The sequence below is a fragment of the Martelella lutilitoris genome, from assembly GCF_016598595.1.
Lineage (GTDB): Bacteria > Pseudomonadota > Alphaproteobacteria > Rhizobiales > Rhizobiaceae > Martelella > Martelella lutilitoris_A.
Map to the genome: position 1 here is coordinate 108605 of NZ_CP066788.1, position 20074 is coordinate 128678.

Genomic DNA, 20074 nt, shown 5'->3' on the forward strand with positions numbered 1-20074 from the left:
TGTTGTTGCGCCCGGTGCGCTTTCGAAACATACGGAGCCCTTTATGGCCAAGCATTCGCCTGTCATCGGACGTTATGTCACGATTGATGTCGACGGCTACGAGTACAAGGTCTTTTACCTGCGCAACGGCGAGGGCGTGCCGCTTGTCTGCCAGCATACGGCCGGCTGCCACAATCACCAATGGCGCGATCTTCTGGAAGATAGCGAAATTACGGCCGACTACGATGTGATTGCCTATGATCTTGCCCGTCACGGCAAGTCCGACCCGCCGCTCAACAAGGAGTGGTGGACGGAAGAATATCGGCTGACGACCGAGCACTATATGAACTTCATTACCGCGTTTTGCGATGCGCTCGATCTGGAAAATCCGATCTTCATGGGCTCTTCCTTCGGCGGCAATATCGCCTTGCAGCTCGCGCTCCATCACCCGGACCGTTTCCGCGCGGTCATCCCGGTCGAGGCCGCAGAGCATGCGCCCGGCTTCTTTCTCGACTGGTGGCGCCATCCGCATGCCAACGCTGCCCAGGTCTGCGCCTCCGGCGTATGGGACCTGATGGCGCCGCAAAGCCCGGACAAGGACCGCTGGCTCACCTGGCACTACTACACGCAAGGGTCCGAGGTTTTCAAAGGCGACCTCTACTTCTACTCCGTCGACCATGACCTCCGGACCAAACTTGGCGGTATCGATACCCGTCAGTGCCCGGTGATCATGATGACCGGCACCTATGACTATCTCACACCGCCTGATGCGACGGAGAACACCGCGCGGCAGATCCCGGGCGGCATCTATATCGAGATGGAGGATATCGGGCATTTCCCGATGTCGGAAAACTACCCGCTTTTCGCCGTGTATTTGAAGGAAGCGCTGCGGCTCATCGAGGAACGCACATGAAGCGCGCATCACCGGGACACAGCAGCCAGCAGAAAATCGCGTCGGGGAAATTCGTATGAAAATCATTGAATTTGACGAAAAGGGACAGCGCCGGGAAACCCGGCCGGAAACGCTTTCGGGAAGCGGAACGGCCAGCAGTCTCGCACCGCGTCCGGGCATCCGGTCGCCTGCCGCCGATCGTTCGCGGCGCAGAAGCGGCAGTTCCTCGGGTATCGAGCTTCATATGTTCCAGACAGGGATTCTGAAGACCAAGCTCAAGTTCATCAAGATGAACCAGGGGGAGAGCGATTTCGACATTCCCGTTCCGTGGTTCCTGATCAAGCATCCGGCAGGCAATATCGTCATCGACGGCGGCAATGCGATCGAGGCCGCGATCGACAAGCGGGCGCATTGGGGCGCGGTTGTCGACGCCTATGATCCGGTCATGGAGGTTTCGGAGAACTGCGCCGATCAGTGCCGCTCGGTCGGCGTCGACCCCGGCTCGGTCCGCTACGTGCTGCAATCCCATCTCCATCTCGACCACACCGGGGCAATCGGTCACTTTCCGAACGCGCAGATCATCTGCCAGCGCGCGGAATATGACTATGCGTTCAACCCGCACTGGTTCGCTCGCGGCGCCTATATCCGCGCCGACTTCGACAGGCCCGGCCTCAACTGGAAGCTCCTCGGCGGGGAATACACCGACAATTACGATCTGTTCGGCGACGGCGCCGTCCGCATGATCTTCACGCCGGGTCATGCGCCGGGGCATCAGTCCTTTCTGATCACCTTGCCGAAAACCGGGCCGGTGCTGCTGACCATCGATGCTGCCTACACGCTCGACCACTGGGAAAACAAGGCATTGCCCGGCCTTGTCCATTCGTCTGCCGATGCCGCGAATTCCGTGGCGAAGCTGCGCCGGATCGCGAGCGACACGAATGCGATGGTGGTTACGGGACACGATCCCGACAACTGGCAGACCTTTTTGAAGGCGCCGCACGACTTTTATGACTGAGCGGACTTCGGGCCGGGCCCGGTGGGAGTGACTGCAAGGCCGCGGCCGGCGGCCAGTAAGGAAGAGCCGGCCTGTTTCCGTTGAACTGCCGCACAGGTGGTCTGTGCTTTCGAAGAGGAGGAACCGATGACTTTTTTGAGAACCCTGGCAATTGCCGTTGGCATGGCCGCGTCCTGTGCGGCTTTTGCACATGCCGACGGCGTCGATTCTATCAATCCGGATGTCGCCAAACGCCTTTACAATCCCGACATGCTGGACCCGGCGCAGCCGGTGGCCGCAAGCCCGTTGCAGGATTTCAAGGCGAAGAACCCGCCGCCGTGGAAAATCGGCTATGCGTCGTCTTATGCCGGCAACACGTGGCGTGCCGGGGCGATGGACGAACTCCAGAACGAGATCATTCCGAAATGGAAGGAACTCGGCCTGATCAGCGACGTTGTGATCACGCAGTCCAACCTGAGTGACTCGACGCAGATCCAGCAGATGCGCCAGCTTGTCGACCAGGGCGTCGACGCCATTTTCGTGTGCTGCTCCAATCCCACCGCGCTCAACCAGACCGTACAATATGCCTATGACAAGGGTGTGCCGGTGTTCTCGATGACGGGCTATCTGACAGCCCCTTCGGCAATGAATTCCTCGGTCAACTACCAGGTTGCGGGCTTCGAGATCGGCAAGCGCCTGGCAGAGGAACTGGGCGGAGAGGGCAATGTCCTGATCGTCGAAGGCATCCCCGGCACGTCCGGTTCCGACAGTCAGGATCGCGGCGTGAAAGCGGGGCTTGCCACCGCGCCGGGCATCAAGATCGTCGGCTCGGTCGCAGGCATGTGGACCGACCAGATCGCACAGGGAGAAGTGCAGAAATGGCTGGCCACTCATCCGGGCAAGCTTGATGCCATCGCCGTCCAGTCCGCGGCTGAAATGGGTGTTCTGCGGGCGCTCAAACAGTCCGGTCGCACCGGCGTCAAGGTCACCGTCGGCGGCGAACTGGGCGCGCTTTGCACCTGGCGCAAGAATCCGGACCTGATTGACGCCGCCGTTCAGACCTGGCCGCCGGGCGATGATGTCCAGCTGATCTGGGATGTCATGATGCGCACGCTGCAGGGGCAGGGACCGAAGATCCAGTCCGTTCTCGTCGATCCTGTCGTGCTGACCTATGAGGACGTCGCGAAAATCCTTCCGGAGGATTGCGACGAGAACAGCCAGGCCTGGCTCAATGTCGGCAAGGACAACTGGGGCTCGCAGGCCTATCTGAACGACTTCTTCATGAAGCCCGCCGATCCGACAGCATACAAGCCCTGATGCAGAAGGCCGCCGGCCACTGTCGGCGGCCTCAAGCGTCTTGAGATTTCACCGGGATACGATCGCCATGCTGCGCCCAGAAGCCGAGATATCACCAACATCCCACGGTCAGGAAACGATCGCGGTGCGCAACGTGAAGAAGTTTTTTGGACCGACCCGTGCCCTGAACGGCGCGAGCTTTTCGGCGCGGGCAGGCGAGATTCACGCCATCGTCGGCGGCAATGGTTGCGGCAAGAGCACCATGGCGAAAGTGGTGTCGGGCGTGCTTCCCTTTGACAGCGGCTCGGTCTCGATTCTCGGCGAAACCCCGACGACGCCGGCGGAAAGCCGGGCGCTCGGCATCTCGACCGTCTATCAGGAGGTGCTGGTCGCCGATGAGAGCACGGTCGTCGACAATATATTCATGGGCGCGGACGCGCTCTTTTCCAAGGTTCTCTCCCAGGAGCGCAAGGTTGCCCGCGCTGCCGAGCTGATGCTCGACCTTTCCGGAGAGCCCGTCGATCCCTTCGCCATTGCGGGAACGCTGCCGCTTGGCCTGAAACAGTGGATCACGATTGCCCGTGCGCTGGTCAGCGAACCGAAAGTCCTGATCCTGGACGAGAGCTCCGCGGCGCTCGACTTCGACAGTACCGAGCGGCTTTTCGCCAAGATGCGGGCGCTGCGCGATGCCGGCGCGACGGTTCTGATCGTCACTCACCGCATTGCCGAACTGATCCGCATTTCCGATCGTGCGACGGTGTTGCGCGATGGCTGCGATGTCGGCGTGCTGGAAAAGCATGAGATCACCGAAAAGAACCTCCTGGCGCTGATGACCGGCGATGAGACCGCCGGCAGCGGCCATCATCAGGAGGCGCCGCGACCGCGGGACGACCGGCTTGCCCTTTTAGCCGAGCGCATCACGCTTTGGGACGGGACGGCGCCGTTCGATTTCCATCTGCGGCGCGGAGAAATCGTCGGCATCGCCGGCCTCGACGGCCAGGGGCAGGACGATTTCGTCCGCGCGTTGGCCGGAGTCGAGCCGCCGCGCAGCGGGCTTGTCCAGGTCGCCGACCGCGACGGCAGGCTTCAGGCGGTTTTCGGACTTGCCGACGCGGTCAAGGGGCGGGTCGCCTATGTATCGGGCGACCGCAAGCGCGAAGGCATCTTCGCCTCGCTCTCGATCTTCGAAAACATGGTGATGCCACTCTACCGGGAAAAGAAGCGCGGCGGATTTCTGGGCATCATCGACAGGCAGACGCTCTCGGCGGTTTTCAAGCGTGAGGCCGAAAACCTGTTGATCAAGTTTGGCGCGCGCGAGGATCGCATAACCTCCCTTTCCGGCGGCAATCAGCAGAAAGTGCTGATCGGACGGGGGTTTGCCATGCGGCCCGATATCATCGTGCTCAACGATCCCGCGCGCGGGATCGATGTCGGCGCCAAGAACGAACTCTACAAACATCTCAGAGCCTTCGCGGAGGACGGAAAATCGGTCGTCTACATGTCTTCGGAGCTGGAGGAATTCGTAGGCTTTGCCACCCGCGTGATCGTGTTCCGCGACGGCCGCCCCTTTGATGCCTTTGACGGGCGGACGCTCGAGCCGCAAAAGGTGCTTGAGGCGATGTTCGGCCAGACCGACGGAAGCGGACTGGCCATGCCCGAGGGGCAGAAACCCGAAGGGTCAGACCGGCCATCGCCGGCGCTCCAGCCGACGGCGGAAGCGCGCGGCCATGCCGCCGTCGAAACAGCGCTTGTCCCGGCGGCCGCTGATGACGCCGCGCACGAAGCCGCCGATCGCCCGCCGCCCGCACCGTTTCGCAAACCCATCCGGATCATCGAATTCGATGCCGAGAGCGGCCAAGCCAGAAGCCTTGGCCGATGAACAACGCGCTCACCAATACCAGGACGGAAACCGTATCCGATCGCGCTGTCGCCGGGCAGGCGCAGGGCGGGCGTGCAAATCCGTTTCTTCTGGTTCCGATCACCATGTTCTTCGCGCTGCTCGGTCTTGCGGTGTTGCGCGCGCCGAACCTGATGAGCAGCAATGGCATCGGCAGCGCCATCATTGTGGCCACGCCGCTGATACTGGCGACCTACGCGCTGATGGCCTCGGTGATCTCCGGTCGGGGCACTGTCGATCTGTCGATCGGCCCGCTGATCGGCTTCATCAATGTCACGCTCATCCAGCTTCATGGCGCAGGCGTTATCGGCAGTCCGATCACGATCTTCGTCTACGCCATTCTGACCGGCGCGCTTTACCAGTTCATTTTCGCGCTTATCGTAATCTACGTCCGGGTCCAGCCGATCATCGTTTCCCTGTCCGGCTATCTGGCGCTTTCCGGCATCAATCTCGTGATCTTGCCGCGCCCGGGCGGCATGGCGCCGCAATTCATGGCCGACTGGGGGCTTGGCACCACGATCTTCTCCCCCGTCCTCGCCATTCTTGTGCTTGCCACCATTGCCTGGGGCCTGTTCTCGCGCACCGCCTTCTTCACGCACCTGCGGCTGATGGGCTCGGACGAACGCGCCGCCTATACCAGCGGCGTGCCAATCACCGTCGTGCGGATCGGCGCCCATCTGATTTCGGGCGCTTTCGCGGGATTGGCAGCGATAGCGTTCACGGCGCTGATTTCCTCCGGCGATCCCTCTCAGGGCACCACCTACACGCTGATCGCCGTCACGGCGCTGGTCCTTGGCGGGGCATCGCTTGCCGGCGGACGGGCCAGCGCTTTCGGCTCTTTCCTTGGCGCGGCGAACCTCTACTTGATCACCTTCGTTCTCGCGACCTTCAATTTCGGCGCGGTGCAGAGCTTCGTCACCAATCTCGCCTATGGTTCGATCCTGGTGATCTCGCTGCTGCTCACACTGATCATCCCCTTCATTCAGCGCCATATCCATAATTTCTCGCCGCTTCTTTATTTTGTGGCACTCAGTGTCGTGGCGCTTGGCGTCATACTGCATGCGACGAATGACGGCCCCGTTCGCGATCCCGCTGAGGTCGAAGCATCGGTTGCCGGTCCTCTTGCGCCGATCGCGCCGGAGGCGCTCTACGTTGCGCCGCTTGAGGTTGCCCGACCGGATACGCAGACAATCGCGCTTCGCAATCAGGCCGCGCCGTTCGTGCTCGCCGCCCTGCTGTTCGCCGTCATCGCCTTCTTCGTCCGCACGGCCTTCAACCAGTCCGACCGCCGCAGGATTGCGCCTGTCGCCGCAGTGGTGATCGCGTTGATGGTTCTGCTCGGCGCATGGCTGATGCGTGAAGGGGTTGCGGCGGGCCGCGCCGGTGTCGAGGTGGAGGAACCGCGATGAGCATGACCGGTTCGACGCCCCGGCTGGGTCTTCCGGCCACCATTCTTGGCCTTGCAATCGGTCTCGTCCTGACTGTTGTCGGCGTCGTCTTCGGCTTCATGCAGGGGCTTTCGGTGCAGATGATCATTCTGGCCGCCATCGCCACCATGGCAGCCTTTACCTGGGGCTGGCGGTTTGTTCTCGGCCAGTTCGAACGCGAAAAGACGGGCGAAACGGAGGGCCAGCCGTCCGAATTGCGGCAGGTCTGGCAGCAGTTTCGGCCGGCCGTCTACGGCTTTCTGGTCATCTGCGGGATTTTCCTGGCGCTGTCGCTGACCATCGAGACGTTTTTCAATATCTGGAACGTCATATCGCTGCTCATTCTTCTGACGATCGTGGTGCTGACGCGCACGCTGGGCCGCTTCTTTCAGGAAAACCGATCGGCATTCATCGGCATCATGGTGCTCTCCGGCCTGTTCTCGATCGGCGCAATGAACATCGAGGGGTTTGCCTCGGGCAGCAATATCAGGTCGATGCTGCTGTTTGCTTCGTTCCTCGGCATCGCCTCGGTGGGCCAGACGCTGGTGGCATTGCTCGGCGGGCTCGATCTGTCCATTCCGTTCATCATCGGCGCTGCCAATGTCGGATTGATGTATCTGATCGCGCTCGGCCTGCCGCCATGGCTTGCGATGCTGATCGTGCTCGCCGCTGGCATTCTGCTCGGCTTGATCAATGGTTTCCTCAGCTTCCGTCTTCAGGGCCAGGCGCTGATCGTCACGCTTGGCACGGGATTTGCCATCTCCGGCGGCGTGCAGATACTGACCTCGATCGGCACGGCCTATGGCGGCAATGTGTTCGGCACGGTGCCTGACTGGCTCTCCAATCTGGCGGCGATGAACGGCACGACCTTCGGCCTGCCTTTCCCGCCGGTCATCGCCATCTGGGCCGTGGTCGCCGTGATTCTGATCGCGGGCATGCGCTACACCGTCTATGGCCGTTTTCTCTATGCGCTGGGCGTCAACCGCACATCGGCCAAACGCGTGATGATCTCCGAACCGGTCTACTGGGTGATGATGTACGCGCTTTCCGGCTTCTTCGCAGCGCTGACCGGCTGTCTGCTGCTCGGCTGGTCGGGTGGCGGCTTCATCAGCGTGGGCGATCAATATCTGTTCCTGACCCTTGCCGCGGTCGTGGTCGGCGGAACCTCGCTGATCGGCGGGCAGGGTGGCTACGGCTTCACCGTGATCGGCGTATTGGTGCTGCAGGTGCTGTCCTCTTTCCTCGTGGGCATTGGCCTCGATTTCGAATGGCAACAATTCATTTTCGGTCTGCTGATCCTGCCGATGGTGGCGCTCTACGCGCGCTCGCCGCACATCAGGACGCAGATCTAGGGAGGCTTGATGATGAACAGAACCAGGTTTCGTGATGGGAGAGGGTAAGATGGCAGTTTTCGAAACGGCGGATCTGACGGCGGCGAGCTATTCGACCGCGCTGTTGGGTCTGGTCGCCACCGCGGCGCTGTTGCTGCTGGGCACGGGCTGGGTCAGGCCTGCCTGGAAACTGCCGGTTGCCTTGTGCGCGCTTGCCGCGCTGGTGGGCACACTCGCCGTCTTCCAGGCGCGCGAGGCCTGGTCCGTCGCCCAGTCCGTTCCGGTGGTCTACCACTATGTCGGCTGGGCGATCTCGATGCCGCTGCAAGTGCTGGCTCTCTATTTCTTCGCCGGCCGCACCGCCAAGCTGGGCATGGGCCTGTTCTGGCGACTTGTCGTCGTGTCCGTGCTGATGGTGTTCGTGCGCTATCTTGGGGAAGCCGGGCTGATGCATGCCACGCTCGCCTTTCTCATCGGGCTCGTGTTCTGGCTGTATATTCTGGGCGAGTTGTTTTTCGGCCGCATGGACGAGGCGGTTCGCGATTCTCGGAAGCCGGCCGTGCAGCGCGGCTATTTCTGGCTCAGGCTGATCGTGACGGTGGGTTGGGCAATCTATCCGCTCGGCAATTTCATCACGTCCTTTGGCGGCTACATCGACACCGGAGCGCTTTCGGTGGCCTACAACATTGCCGATTTCCTAAACCGGATGGCGTTTGGCGTCGCCGTCCTCGCTGTCGCGATGATGGATGCTGGAGAGACCGCTGATGACTGATTTCTTCGATGCCGACCGCAACCGCTCAATCCTGTTAACCTGTGAAGGGATGTTCCAATGAAGGGCGCAGACATTATTGCAATCATCATCCTGGCGGCGATCGTCATCGCGGTCTGCGCCTATCTTCTGCACTGGCTCTATCGCCGGTCGACCAAGGACATCTCGTTCGTGCGCACCGGCTTCGGCGGCGAGAAGGTGGTGATGGGCGGCGGCGCGCTGGTCCTGCCGATCCTTCACGATCTCACCGAGGTCAATATGAACACGCTGCGTCTGGAAATCATCCGGGCGCGTGAGAAGTCCTTGATTACGAAGGACCGGATGCGGGTCGAGCTGACAGTGGAATTCTATGTCCGCGTTCACCCCGATAACGACGCGGTGGCAACAGCCGCGCGCTCTCTCGGAAACCGCACCATGCACGCAGAAGAGCTGAAGGATCTCATTCAGGGTCGCTTCATCGATGCGATGGGCGGAGCGGCTGCGAAGATGACGCTGGAGCACATCCACGAAAACCGCATGGACTTCGTCAAGGAAGTTCGCCGGGAAGTGGCCGAAAGCCTTGCGCTTGACGGCCTGGAGCTGGAATCGGTTTCGCTGACCTCGCTCGACCAGACCGATATTTCGCTGTTCGACCCGTCGAACACCTTTGATGCGGAAGGCCTGACGATCCTGACCGAGCAGATCGAAAGCCGCAAGAAGAAGCGCAATGACATCGAGAAGGACACGATGATCGCGGTGCGACTGAAGAACCTTGAGGCGGAGAAGCGCTCTCTCGAGATCCAGCGCGACACCGAATATGCGCGTCTCAGTCATGAAATGGAGGTCGCCGTCCAGCGGGCCCAACGCAAGACCGAGATCGCCAGCGAGAACGCAGCGCGCGAGCGTGAGATCGAGGCCGTCAAGATCAAGGAACGCGAAGCTGTCGAGCGCGCGCGCATTGCCATGGAGCAGGAGCTCGAGCGCATCGAAATCAAGCGCAAGGAAACGCTCCAGCTAGAAGACCAGATGCGTGAAATCGCCGTTTCCGCGAAATCGAAAGAACGCTCGGAAGCGCAGGCCGAGGCAGAGGCCGCCCGCGCCAGGATGATCGAGGCGCAGGAACGCGTCCAGACCATCCGCGACACCGAAATCGCCAACCGCCAGAAGTCGATCGAGCTGATCGAAGCGCAAAAACGCGCGGAATCGGAGGGTACGCGTCTGCGCATTCTCGCCGAGGCGGAAAAGGAGGCGGCCAAGGATCGCGCCGAAGCGGAGCGCATCACGGTGGCTGCCATGGCGGAACGCTATGCGGTCGAGGCCGAGGGCAAGCAGAAGCTCAACGAAGCCGAGAATCTCAGAACCGATGCCAGCCGCCGCAGCAGCCTGCACAAGTCGCTGGTCGAGAACCTGCCCGCAATCATTCGCGAAAGCGTAAAGCCGATGGAGAAGATCGAGGGCATCAAGATCCTTCATGTCGACGGATTGCCCGGCTTTTCCGGCGGCGACGCGGGCGGCGGCCGCTCCGCTGCGGCCGGCGGCGAAGGCGGCGGCAGGGATGGCGACGGGGCAGGGCAGCCGCGCGACGGCAATCTCGCTGATCAGGTCGTCTCCTCGGCGTTGCGCTATCGCTCGCAGGCGCCGTTTGTCGACCAGCTTCTGAACGAGATCGGCCTCAGCGGTGATGCGGTCCATCGCACCCTCGCGCTGCAGGATCTTTCCAAGATGGTCTACACGACGCCGGAACAGCAGGAGGCCGATGCCAGCAGAAAATTGCCGGGCGGCGGCGCCAAAGCACCGTCCAATCCTGCCGACAGGCACTGACCAAGGCTGCAGAACCGGAGTTTTTAAATGTCGGGACATGCGAAGGTTGAGCGAAATCTTCTGGTCTTTGCCGCATGGGCGACGTCGGGCTTTTCCGCTCTTGCGTTTTTTCTGGAGGGTCTTGCACGCGATTCCTACCTCCTGTCGCTGGCGGGCGTCGCCCTGGTCGTCGTCACCTTCGCGATCCATATCGTCATCAACGCGGTGAGCGATTGTGGCTTTTCCGCCGGCGAGGCTACGCTCGGCATCGGCGCCTTCGGCGTGCTTGCGCTCGTCTTCATCGCGGCATGGCTTGATGGCGGTCTGACAGCTGTCGATTACTGGTCAGGGCTCACGCTTTTCGGCGTGCTCGTCTGCGGCTTTCTCCTCTATCTATCAACGCGGCACGGGCTGAGGGGGGCTTTCTCGCGCTTCCACTTCAAACCGGCGGAAAGCGGGAATGAGCCTCGATGAGCAGCATTTCCGAATCCGTCTGGTTTCCGCTTTGCAGCCTTCTCTATATCGCCGTGATGCTGCACTGGGTACGCGTCTCCGCGCGCATGAATGCCGGGGACGGGGGCTTCTTCTCCGCCGCCCACTCCCTGGCGCCCTGGCTCTCGGCGCTGGTGATTGCCGGCGCCAGCCTTGCCGCATGGTTCGTGCTCGGCGCGGGCGGCGCCATCAGTGACGACGGGTTCTCGATGCCGGTCTATCTCGTCGGCGGCGTGCTGGTCGCGCTCCCCGGCATCGTGTTCTTCAAACGGGTGTGGTTTGCCGCGGAACGATTGCGGGTATCGTCTCAGGCCGAGATCTTCCGGGCCTATTTTCAAAGTCCGTTTCTCGTTGCCGTCGTCGCTCTGGTGGCGGTTCTGTTCGCCATCGGATTTTCCGGCCTGCAGATCAGGGCTTTTGCCAGTATCGCGTCGGTTTTGAGCGGCGGCGCGCTGTCGCCGCTCGTGGCCAGCACCGTTTTCGGCTTCGTTCTGTTTGCAGGGGTCGGCATCGGCGGCATGCGCGCGCTCGGCTATTTCGGCTTCATTCAGGCGGCGCTGGTTTTTTGCGCCATTGTTGCGCTGGCGGGTTTTGCGCTTTCGTGGAGCGGCGGCTTTGCTGCGCTCAATGCCAATCTCTATCAACTTGCGATGTCGCCGGAGAATGCCCGGTTTTTCAGCGTCGACGGCATTATTCGTTTTACCGGCGGGCTTGGCCGCGGCGGTGACGCGGCAACGTCGCACACAGCCATCGCCAATCTCAGCCTCGCTTTCGCGCTGATGGGGTTTCAGGCCAGCCCGTTGGTGCTCAAGGTGGTGCTTTCGACGCGCTCGCCGAACGGTTTTGCCGCCGGGCAGACCTGGGTCACAGCCGGTTTCTTCGGTGCATTGATCATTTTCGCGATCGCGATCGCCGGCCTGGCCGGCCTGCTCGATCCCGCTCTCAGGCTGGTGCCGCTGCTGGACGCTATGCAGGTTTCTTCGCCCTGGTTTGCGGCCTGGATCTTCATCGGCATCGGCGCCGGCGTCCAGCTCTTGGCCGGCCTCTCCCTGTTTGTGGCCGGCGAGACACTGGTGCGCCATCTCTACAAGCCGTATTTCAATGCGGCGCTCGGTCAGCGGGCGACAATCACGCTCACCCGCGTGGTGATCGCCGTACTCACCGTGGCGGCCCTGGTGATGCAGAATCTGACCCCGGTTACCGTGTCGGCGCTCGCTGGCCTGGCCTTGCCCGCTGCGTTTCAGCTCTGGGTTCCGATGCTCGGCGTGACATGGCTTGGCTGGATCACGCGTCCCGCTGCCGTTATCGGCGTCGGGTTCGGTCTTGCCGGCGTCGTGCTGACGGAGCCGCTCGGCTATCAGCTACTCTCGTTCCTGGGGCTGGAGCTGCCCTGGGGGCGCTGGCCGTGGACGATCCATTCCGCCGTCTGGGGCATGGCCGCCAATGTTACCGCAGTCCTGATCATTTCGGCGATCACAAACCGCAATGCGCTTTGCGAGGAGGCCCGCGAGGTCCGCAAACTCTATGCAACGCTTCTGGCGTCGGGCGGCGAGGCCCGCCGGTTTCGTGCTTTTGCCTGGTCGGCTGTCCTTGCCTGGTTTTTCCTTGCCGTCGGGCCGGGGCTGATCTTCGGCAACACCGCCTTCACCGGCGGGGACTCTGCTGCCCCGGTCTGGCTTCTCGGCATGCCTTCGCTTTGGGCCTGGGCGCTCGCCGCCTGGATACTCGGCGTCGGGCTCGCCTGGTTCCTCAGCTATAAAATGGAGATGGCAAGCCCGGTTACCGTCGAAATACCGCCCTATGAACCGCCGCCGCGCCTTCGGCCGGATCAAAGCCGGGCCGAGCGGGAGCGGCTCGGTATCCTGGTCATAACCGGAGCCGTCAGCTTCGCTCTGGTTGTCCTTATTGCATTCAGTTTCGGCGGTTGAGGCCGGTTTTGGAGATAAACGATGGATAGATTTGTATTCAACACGGCCAAGTCGATCAGGTTCGGCACTGGCACTTTTGATGAACTGGCCGAACTGGTCGGCGCGCAGGTCGGCGACCGCATCATGCTCGTGACCGATCCCGGAATGATGGCAACGGGCATGGTGGAGAGAGCGCTGAAGCAGTTTCGCGACGGCGGCATCACGGTCGAACTGTTCAAGGACGTTGAAGCCGATCCGCCGGAACATGTGGTGCTCGGGGCGGTCGCGGCCGCCCGTTCGGCAGGCGTTGAGGGCATCGTCGGGCTTGGCGGAGGATCGTCGCTCGATGTTGCCAAGCTTGTCGCGCTGCTGGCGCCGGGAACCGAAACGCTCGCGGATGTATACGGCGTCGGCAAGGCGCGCGGTCCGCGCCTGCCGCTGATACTCGTGCCGACAACCGCCGGTACCGGTTCGGAGGTCACGCCGATTTCCATCGTCACGACCGGCGCCAGCGAGAAGATGGGCGTCGTCTCGCCGGTGCTCCTTCCCGATGTCGCGCTCCTTGATCCGGCGCTGACCTATGGCCTGCCGCCGCACATCACGGCTGCGACGGGGATCGATGCGATGGTTCATGCCATCGAGGCCTTCGCCTCGGCCAGCCCCAACAACAACCCGCTGTCGCGCATGCTGGCGACGCAGGCGCTGACGTTGATGGGGCGTTCGCTTCTGAAAGCGGTCCACGACGGCAAGGATGTCGAAGCAAGGTCCGATATGCTCTTGGGGTCGATGCTTGCCGGGCAGGCCTTTGCCAATTCGCCAGTCGCCGCCGTTCACGCGCTCGCCTATCCGCTTGGGGGGCACTTTCACATTCCCCACGGACTCTCCAATGCACTGGTTCTGCCGCATGTTCTGCGTTTCAACATCGTGACCACGCCCGGCCCCTATGCCACGCTTGCACCTTTCGTGTTTCCCGAACTGTCGGCATTTGAGGGACAAGAACGGGCGGCGGCCTTCTGCGAGAAGCTTGCGGACCTTTCGCGCGCCTGCGGCCTGCCGCAGAATTTGAGGGCAATGGAGATTCCGCGGGACATCCTGCCGAAGCTCGCCTCCGACGCGATGAACCAGACCCGACTTCTCGTCAACAATCCGCGACCCCTGTCGGAAGCCGATGCGCTTTCGATATACCGCGCGGCTTTCTGATAATTCACAAGGAAAGGAACGGCCGTGTCACTTCAACTCCAGGATCCGAGCCTGCTCGAACATCGCGCCTTTCTCGCCGGCACGTGGGTGGAGGCCGAGAAGTCCTTTCCCGTCACGAATCCGGCAACCGGGGAACGCATTGCCATGGTGGCCGATATTCCGGCTGCCGATGTCGGCAAGGCGATTGACCGCGCTTACGAGGCACAGAAGCGCTGGCGGCGACTGACCGCCAAGGATCGATCGCAGATCCTGCTTCGGTGGAACAGCCTGCTGCTGGAAAACCAGGAGGATCTGGCGAAAATCCTGACCGCCGAAATGGGCAAGCCGCTTGCCGAGGCCAGGGGTGAGATTGCCTACGGCGCCTCCTTCATCCAATGGTTCGCCGAAGAGGGACGGCGCATCTATGGCGATGTCATTCCCGGCCATCAGCCCGACAAGCGGATCATCACCATCAAGCAGCCGATAGGCGTTGTCGGATCAATCACGCCATGGAATTTTCCCAATGCGATGATCGCCCGCAAGGTCGGCCCGGCACTTGCCGCCGGCTGCAGCTTTGTCGGTCGCCCGGCCGAAAAGACCCCGCTTTCGGCGCTTGCCATGGCGGTGCTTGGAGAAAGAGCTGGGATTCCCGAGGGCGTGCTGTCCATTCTGCCGGGCACCGACTCCAAGGGCATGGGCATGGAATTGTGCACCAATCCCAAGGTGCGCAAGCTCACCTTCACCGGCTCCACTGAAGTGGGTCGCATCCTGATGCGTCAATGCGCCCACGATGTGAAGAAGCTTTCGCTGGAACTCGGCGGCAATGCGCCTTTCCTGGTCTTCAACGATGCCGATCTCGACAAGGCTGTCGAGGGCGCGATAATCGCCAAATTCCGCAATGCCGGGCAGACCTGTGTCTGCGCAAACCGAATCTACGCCCAAAGCGAAATCGCCGATGCCTTTACCGAAAAGCTGGCCCGGGCAATTACGGGACTGAAGGTCGGAGACGGCATGGCCGAAGGGGTCGCGATCGGCCCGCTCATCGATGACGCGGCGCTTGCGAAAGTCGAGGATCATGTGGCCGACGCCGTTTCGAAGGGTGCGACCGTGATCGAGGGCGGCAGCCGGTCCGATCTGGGCGGCACGTACTACCGGCCCACGGTTCTGGGCGGCGTCAAACCCGGCATGAAAATCCTGGCTGAGGAAACCTTCGGGCCGGTCGCGCCGGTGATCAGCTTCAAAACCGTGGATGAAGGTATCAGGCTCGCCAATGATACCGAGTTCGGCCTTGCCGCCTATTTTTACGCGCGCGACATTTCGACGGTCTGGAAGGTGGCCGAGGAGATCGAGAGCGGCATGCTCGGCATCAATACGGGTTTGATCTCGACCGCCGAAGCGCCCTTTGGCGGCGTCAAATCCTCCGGCCTCGGGCGGGAAGGTTCCAAGTACGGGATCGAGGAATTCCTGGAGATCAAATATCTCTGCATGGCTCTGGACTGATGCGTTTCATGGCTCGCAGCTCTCGTCGGCCCGAAGCTGCGAGTCTTGGCGGCAGGTTGGCCTCCGGGCGCGCTCCATTTCACGATCTGTCGCCGGGTCCGAAGAGAGACGGAACAGACGTCAAGGACGCGGTATGCCCGCCTAAGCGTCGACGAGAAGCTGTTCGAACCGGTGTCTGATATCCATGGCGCATCGCCGCCGCTTTGCCTGCAAAAGACCGCGTCAGCCGCCCGGCGGCCAGCGCCCGCCTGCCGCCGTCGCTGAAGACGGTCTCGCATCAGGCCGCCAGCTTCTCCGGCGCCTGCCTATTGGCGCTTGCCTTGAGTCATCGGCTTGTCCTGCGTTCGCCCCCCGAAGGGTGATGGCGTGACTGGCCGAACCGCAGTCAATGCAGCCTTGCCCGGCCAGGCGTATGCGGCAGTTCAGCCGAGCGAGATGGTGATTTCCTCGACTTCGGCTTTGGAGGCGCCGCGATAGGCGGTGACTTCGATCTCGACCTTGAAGTCCGGCGCGCCAAGCGGCGAGCAGGTGACGGTGCGCTGCGGATCGATGTCGCGGAAGCGCTCGCCGACATATTCCATCACCGCCTTGGCATCCTCGACGTAAGGAATGAAGATCTTCGACTGAACGACGTCGGCAAGGCAGGAATCGACGGACTTCAGCGCGCCCTCGATATTGTCGAAGCACTGGCGGGCCTGCTCCACCGGATCGGTCGACATTTCGCGGGTCTTGTAGTTGCGGCCGGCGGTGTTGGAAACGAAGATCCAGTCGTCGACGCAGACGATGCGCGAATAGCTTTCCTTGGTTTCGAAGATGGAGCCGGATTTGACTTTGGTGATCTTGACCATGGTTTTTCCTGTTCTGTTGGGGGTTGATAGAGACAAAGGAAGTCTGCCTGCAGGCGTTGCCGCCTGCGACGAGGATGGAAATCGGATGAGAGGTCGGACGGGCGGTTACTGCTTGTAAAAGCGCTCCGCCGTTTCCGCGCTGATGCGCCCTTCGGCGAGGTCACGCCGGACGGCGGCCGGGTCGCGGGCTGCCGGATCACCGTAACCACCGCCGCCGGGCGTGGTGATCGAGACGATCTGGCCGGGCTTCAGGTCGACCATGCCCGAGAAATCATTGCGGCCGTCGCCGAAGTCGAGCACGGTGCCTCGGGCGGAAGTGCCGCCATCAAGCCCCCAGGGCTCGGAGGCCACGCGGGACCCCTCGACGGTGAACCGGCAGGCCTTTTCCGCGCGGTAGACCCGGCGCACGCCCATGCCGCCGCGAAAGGTGCCGGCACCGGCGGAATCGTCCACCAGTTCGTAGCGCAGCAGCGTCAGCGGATATTCGAGTTCCAGCGATTCCACCGGCAGGTTCGAGGTGTTGGTGAGGCTGACATGGATGCCCGAGAGCCCATCCGAGGTTGGCCGCGCGCCGCCGCCGCCGCCGATGGTTTCGAGATAGACCCAGATCGAGCCGTCTTCATGGGTGCCGTTGAAGATCGCACCGGTGCAGCAGCCATTGCCGGCCGCCATGACCTTGCCGGGAAGCGCCTTTGCGAGCGCGCCATAGACGAGGTCGCAAACCCGTTGCGCGGCGGCGATGCGGCCATCGACGGCCGCCGGATGCTCGCAGTTGAGGATCGAACCCTTCGGCGCCGTCACCGTCAGCGGGCGGGCAAGACCGGCATTGGGCAGGATCGTCGGATCGACGACCGATTTCACCGCGAAATAGCTCGCCGCCAGCAGCGAGGTATAGATCAGGTTCAGCCCGGCGCGAAGCTGCGGCGGGCCGTCGAAGGCAAGCGTCATTTCCTCGCCGGCAATCGTGATCTCGACGGAAAGCTCGATCCGGTCGCCGCGCTGGTTTGAATCGAACTGGTCGGAGAAGCTGTAGGTGCCGTCCGGAATGGCGGCGATGCCGGCGCGCATCTTGCGCTCGGCATAATCCTGCAGCGCCTCGCCGGCGGCCAGAACCTTCTCGGTCGTGTATTTGACGCAGAGATCCTGCATGCGCTGGACGGCGAGCCGGTTGGCGGACATCTGGGCGCGCAGGTCGGAGAGCCGCTCGCGCGGGACCTGGCAGTTGAGCAGGAACATCTCCTGCAGGTCCTGGTTCAGCACGCCTTCGCGATAAAGCCGGACCGGCGGGATGCGAAGCCCCTCCTGATAGATGTGCTCGTGGCCGCGATCGGCGAAATCCGAATGGTGGGCGGTGTTGACCGCCCAGGCCACCAGCGTGCCCTCGACGAAGATCGGCTCGGCGAGCACGATATCCGGCAGGTGGGTCGCCCCGCCGGCATAGGCGTCATTGGCCATGAAAACATCGCCCGGCTTGATGTCGTCCAGCTCGAAGCGGCCATAGATCGCGCCGATGACGCCGAGGAAGGAGCCGAGATGCATCGGGATATGTTCGGCCTGGCAGAGCGTGTTGCCGTGGCGGTCGAACAGCGCGGTCGAGCAGTCGCGGCGTTCCTTGATGTTGGTGGAATAGGAGGCGCGCACCAGCGCCTCGCCCATCTCCTCGACGATGGACTGCAGCGCCGAGCCGATGACTTCTACCGTGATGGGATCAATCGTGGTCATCGTTCAAACCTCCAGGATGAGATTGAGGTACGGATCAACCGTGCCGGTCATTTCCGGCAGCAGCACGGTGGTTGTGTCCATCTGTTCGACAATCGCCGGGCCGGTGATGACATTGCCGGCCTTCAGCAGGCTGCGTTCATAGACCGGGCAGGTGACGAACCCACCGGCCTCCGACATCCAGACCTCACGTTCGCCGATCTTGGCGCCCGAGGCATCGGGGCCGTGATTGTCCTGTTTCTGGAATTCGGCCTTGTCGACGATCCCGGCGGCCTCGACGCGCAGGGTGACGAGCTGGATCGGTTCCCCTTCGGCGATGAAACCGAAGCGCTGGCGGTGCGCCGCCTCGAAGCCCTTTTCGAGCGCTGTGAAGGTTTCCGCCGTGATCGGTCCGGCCGGAACCGTGACCGAGAGCTCGTAATTCTGCCCGGCGTAACGCATGTCGACCGTACGGGTGATGACGCGGCGATCTTCAGCAATGTTTTCTGCCGCGAACCAGACATCGGCCTGTTCGGCAAGCGTGGCGAAACCTTCTTCCAGCGCGGGTCGGGCGGCGTCCGAAAGTTCCATCAGCCGCGACAGGGCGAAATCGGAGCGCAGGTCGGTGAGGAGAAGGCCAAGCGCGCAGAGCGTTCCGGGCGTCAGCGGCACGATCACCGTTTTCATGTCCAGTTCGCGCGCAAGGCGGGCGGCATGGAGCGGACCCGCCCCGCCGAAGGCCATCAGCGCATAATCGCGCGGATCATGGCCGCGCTGGACCGAGATCACCCGGATCGCCTTCGCCATATTGGCGGTGACGACCGAGATGATGCCCTGCGCGGTTTCCATCACGCCGACGCCGAGCCTGTCGGCCAACCGCTGGATCGAGGCGAGCGCCAGATCGTGCCGCACCTTCATGCGGCCGCCGAGAATTTCGACCGGGTTCAGGGTCTGCAGCACGATATTGGCGTCGGTGACCGTCGGCTCCTCATTGCCGAGCCCGTAGCAGACCGGTCCCGGATGGGCGCCGGCAGAACGCGGGCCGACCTTCAGGAGGCCGCCGGTATCGACATGGGCGATGGAGCCGCCGCCGGCGCCGACCGTGTGAATATCAAGCATCGGCGCCTTGATCGGATAGCCATGCACATCGGCCTCGCCGGTCAGCTGGCAGACGCCGTTCTGCAGCAGCGCCACATCGGAAGAGGTGCCGCCGACGTCAAAGGTGATGATGTTGTCGAAACCGGCCATCTTGCCGATCGCCTGCGCGCCGACAACGCCGGTCGAGGGACCGGACAGAACGGTGCGTACCGGCAGGTTGCTCGCCTGATCGAACCCGATCACGCCGCCATTCGACTGGGTCAGCTGCGGGGCGACCTTGAGGCCGATGTCGGACAGCCTATCCTTCAGCCGGCGGATATAGCGCTGCATCACCGGACCGAGATAGGCGTTGACCACCGTGGTCGACAGCCGCTCATATTCGCGGAATTCGGGCGCGACGGCGTGGGAGGCGGAAACGAAGACATCCGGCAGTTCTTCCACCGCGATCGCGAGCGCCCGCTCCTCATGCGCGGTATTGAGGAAGCCATAGAGGAAGCAGATCGCCAGCGCCTTAATATCCTCGGAGGCCAGGGCGCGGAGCGCCTCGCGCAGTGCGTCTTCATCCAGCGGAACGGCGACGCTGCCATCGGCTTTCAGCCGCTCCGGCACTTCCCGGCGCAGGTCGCGGGTGACGAGCTGTTCCGGCTTTTCGGCGAACATGTCATAGAGGTTCGGACGCTTCTGGCGACCGATCTCGAGCAGGTCGCGAAAACCGTCGGAGACGACGAGGCCGGTCTTGACGCCGCGCAGCTCGATCAGCGCATTGGTCGCCACGGTCGTACCGTGGCCGAGGAAGGCGAGATCGGCGGCAGACGCGCCGACCTTTTGAAGCCCCTCGACCACGCCTTGCGAGATCGCGCGCGACGGATCGTCCGGGGTGGAGGAAACCTTCCAGATCTCGATTGCTCCGGTCTCATCATTGAAGAGGCAGACGTCGGTGAATGTTCCGCCGGAATCGACGCCGATTCTCCAGGCCATGTCATGTTCC

Annotated in this window: 15 protein-coding genes; 12 read left to right on the forward strand and 3 right to left on the reverse strand. The window is 62.5% G+C overall.

The window, feature by feature from the left end:
* The first annotated feature begins 43 nt into the window (after nt 1-43).
* The 12 genes from JET14_RS22065 to JET14_RS22120 all read left to right on the forward strand — a co-directional run bounded on the left by JET14_RS22065 (nt 44) and on the right by JET14_RS22120 (nt 15442).
* Nucleotides 44-892, forward strand: a complete 849-nt coding sequence (locus tag JET14_RS22065) for an alpha/beta fold hydrolase (RefSeq protein ID WP_024708759.1) — start codon at nt 44-46, stop codon at nt 890-892.
* A 223-nt stretch (nt 893-1115) separates the two neighbouring features.
* Nucleotides 1116-1886: an AttM family quorum-quenching N-acyl homoserine lactonase gene (gene attM / locus JET14_RS22070; protein WP_200338530.1), complete on the forward strand. Its 771-nt coding sequence runs from the start codon at nt 1116-1118 to the stop codon at nt 1884-1886.
* 126 nt (nt 1887-2012) lie between these two features.
* Complete coding sequence (locus tag JET14_RS22075; RefSeq protein WP_200338500.1) at nt 2013-3182, forward strand: ABC transporter substrate-binding protein; 1170 nt, start codon at nt 2013-2015, stop codon at nt 3180-3182.
* A gap of 133 nt (nt 3183-3315) precedes the next feature.
* A complete protein-coding gene (locus JET14_RS22080) occupies nt 3316-5040 on the forward strand; it encodes a sugar ABC transporter ATP-binding protein (protein WP_246750687.1) in 1725 nt (574 codons plus the stop codon).
* Complete coding sequence (locus JET14_RS22085) at nt 5037-6467, forward strand: ABC transporter permease (protein WP_200338504.1); 1431 nt, start codon at nt 5037-5039, stop codon at nt 6465-6467. The genes JET14_RS22080 and JET14_RS22085 overlap by 4 nt, the downstream gene beginning before the upstream one ends.
* The gene (locus JET14_RS22090; RefSeq protein ID WP_246750688.1) at nt 6464-7837 is read left to right on the forward strand and encodes an ABC transporter permease; all 1374 of its coding nucleotides are present in this window, start codon (nt 6464-6466) and stop codon (nt 7835-7837) included. Before JET14_RS22085 ends, JET14_RS22090 begins: the two co-directional genes overlap by 4 nt.
* A gap of 49 nt (nt 7838-7886) precedes the next feature.
* On the forward strand, nt 7887-8588 hold the full coding sequence (locus JET14_RS22095) for a bacteriorhodopsin (protein ID WP_200338505.1): 702 nt from the start codon (nt 7887-7889) through the stop codon (nt 8586-8588).
* Nucleotides 8589-8645: 57 nt separating this feature from the next.
* Nucleotides 8646-10385 carry a flotillin family protein gene (locus JET14_RS22100; protein ID WP_200338507.1) on the forward strand — a complete coding sequence of 580 codons (1740 nt, stop codon included), beginning with the start codon at nt 8646-8648 and terminating at the stop codon, nt 10383-10385.
* A 27-nt stretch (nt 10386-10412) separates the two neighbouring features.
* Nucleotides 10413-10838, forward strand: a complete 426-nt coding sequence (locus JET14_RS22105; RefSeq protein ID WP_200338509.1) for a hypothetical protein — start codon at nt 10413-10415, stop codon at nt 10836-10838.
* Entirely contained in the window at nt 10835-12784 is a 1950-nt protein-coding gene (locus JET14_RS22110) for a hypothetical protein (protein ID WP_200338511.1), read from the forward strand. Before JET14_RS22105 ends, JET14_RS22110 begins: the two co-directional genes overlap by 4 nt.
* 21 nt (nt 12785-12805) lie before the next feature.
* A complete protein-coding gene (locus tag JET14_RS22115; RefSeq protein WP_200338513.1) occupies nt 12806-13963 on the forward strand; it encodes an iron-containing alcohol dehydrogenase in 1158 nt (385 codons plus the stop codon).
* 24 nt (nt 13964-13987) lie between these two features.
* Nucleotides 13988-15442, forward strand: coding sequence for an NAD-dependent succinate-semialdehyde dehydrogenase (locus tag JET14_RS22120; protein ID WP_200338515.1), 1455 nt, complete (start codon nt 13988-13990; stop codon nt 15440-15442).
* A 422-nt stretch (nt 15443-15864) separates the two neighbouring features.
* Here the strand turns inward: JET14_RS22120 and JET14_RS22125 are convergent, their stop codons facing one another.
* The 3 genes from JET14_RS22125 to JET14_RS22135 form a co-directional block, all read right to left on the reverse strand.
* Nucleotides 15865-16290, reverse strand: coding sequence for a RidA family protein (locus JET14_RS22125; protein WP_200338307.1), 426 nt, complete (start codon nt 16288-16290; stop codon nt 15865-15867).
* A 105-nt stretch (nt 16291-16395) separates the two neighbouring features.
* Nucleotides 16396-18012 carry a hydantoinase B/oxoprolinase family protein gene (locus JET14_RS22130; RefSeq protein ID WP_200338308.1) on the reverse strand — a complete coding sequence of 539 codons (1617 nt, stop codon included), beginning with the start codon at nt 18010-18012 and terminating at the stop codon, nt 16396-16398.
* Nucleotides 18013-18015: 3 nt separating this feature from the next.
* A complete protein-coding gene (locus JET14_RS22135; protein WP_200338309.1) occupies nt 18016-20064 on the reverse strand; it encodes a hydantoinase/oxoprolinase family protein in 2049 nt (682 codons plus the stop codon).
* Nucleotides 20065-20074 lie beyond the last annotated feature (10 nt).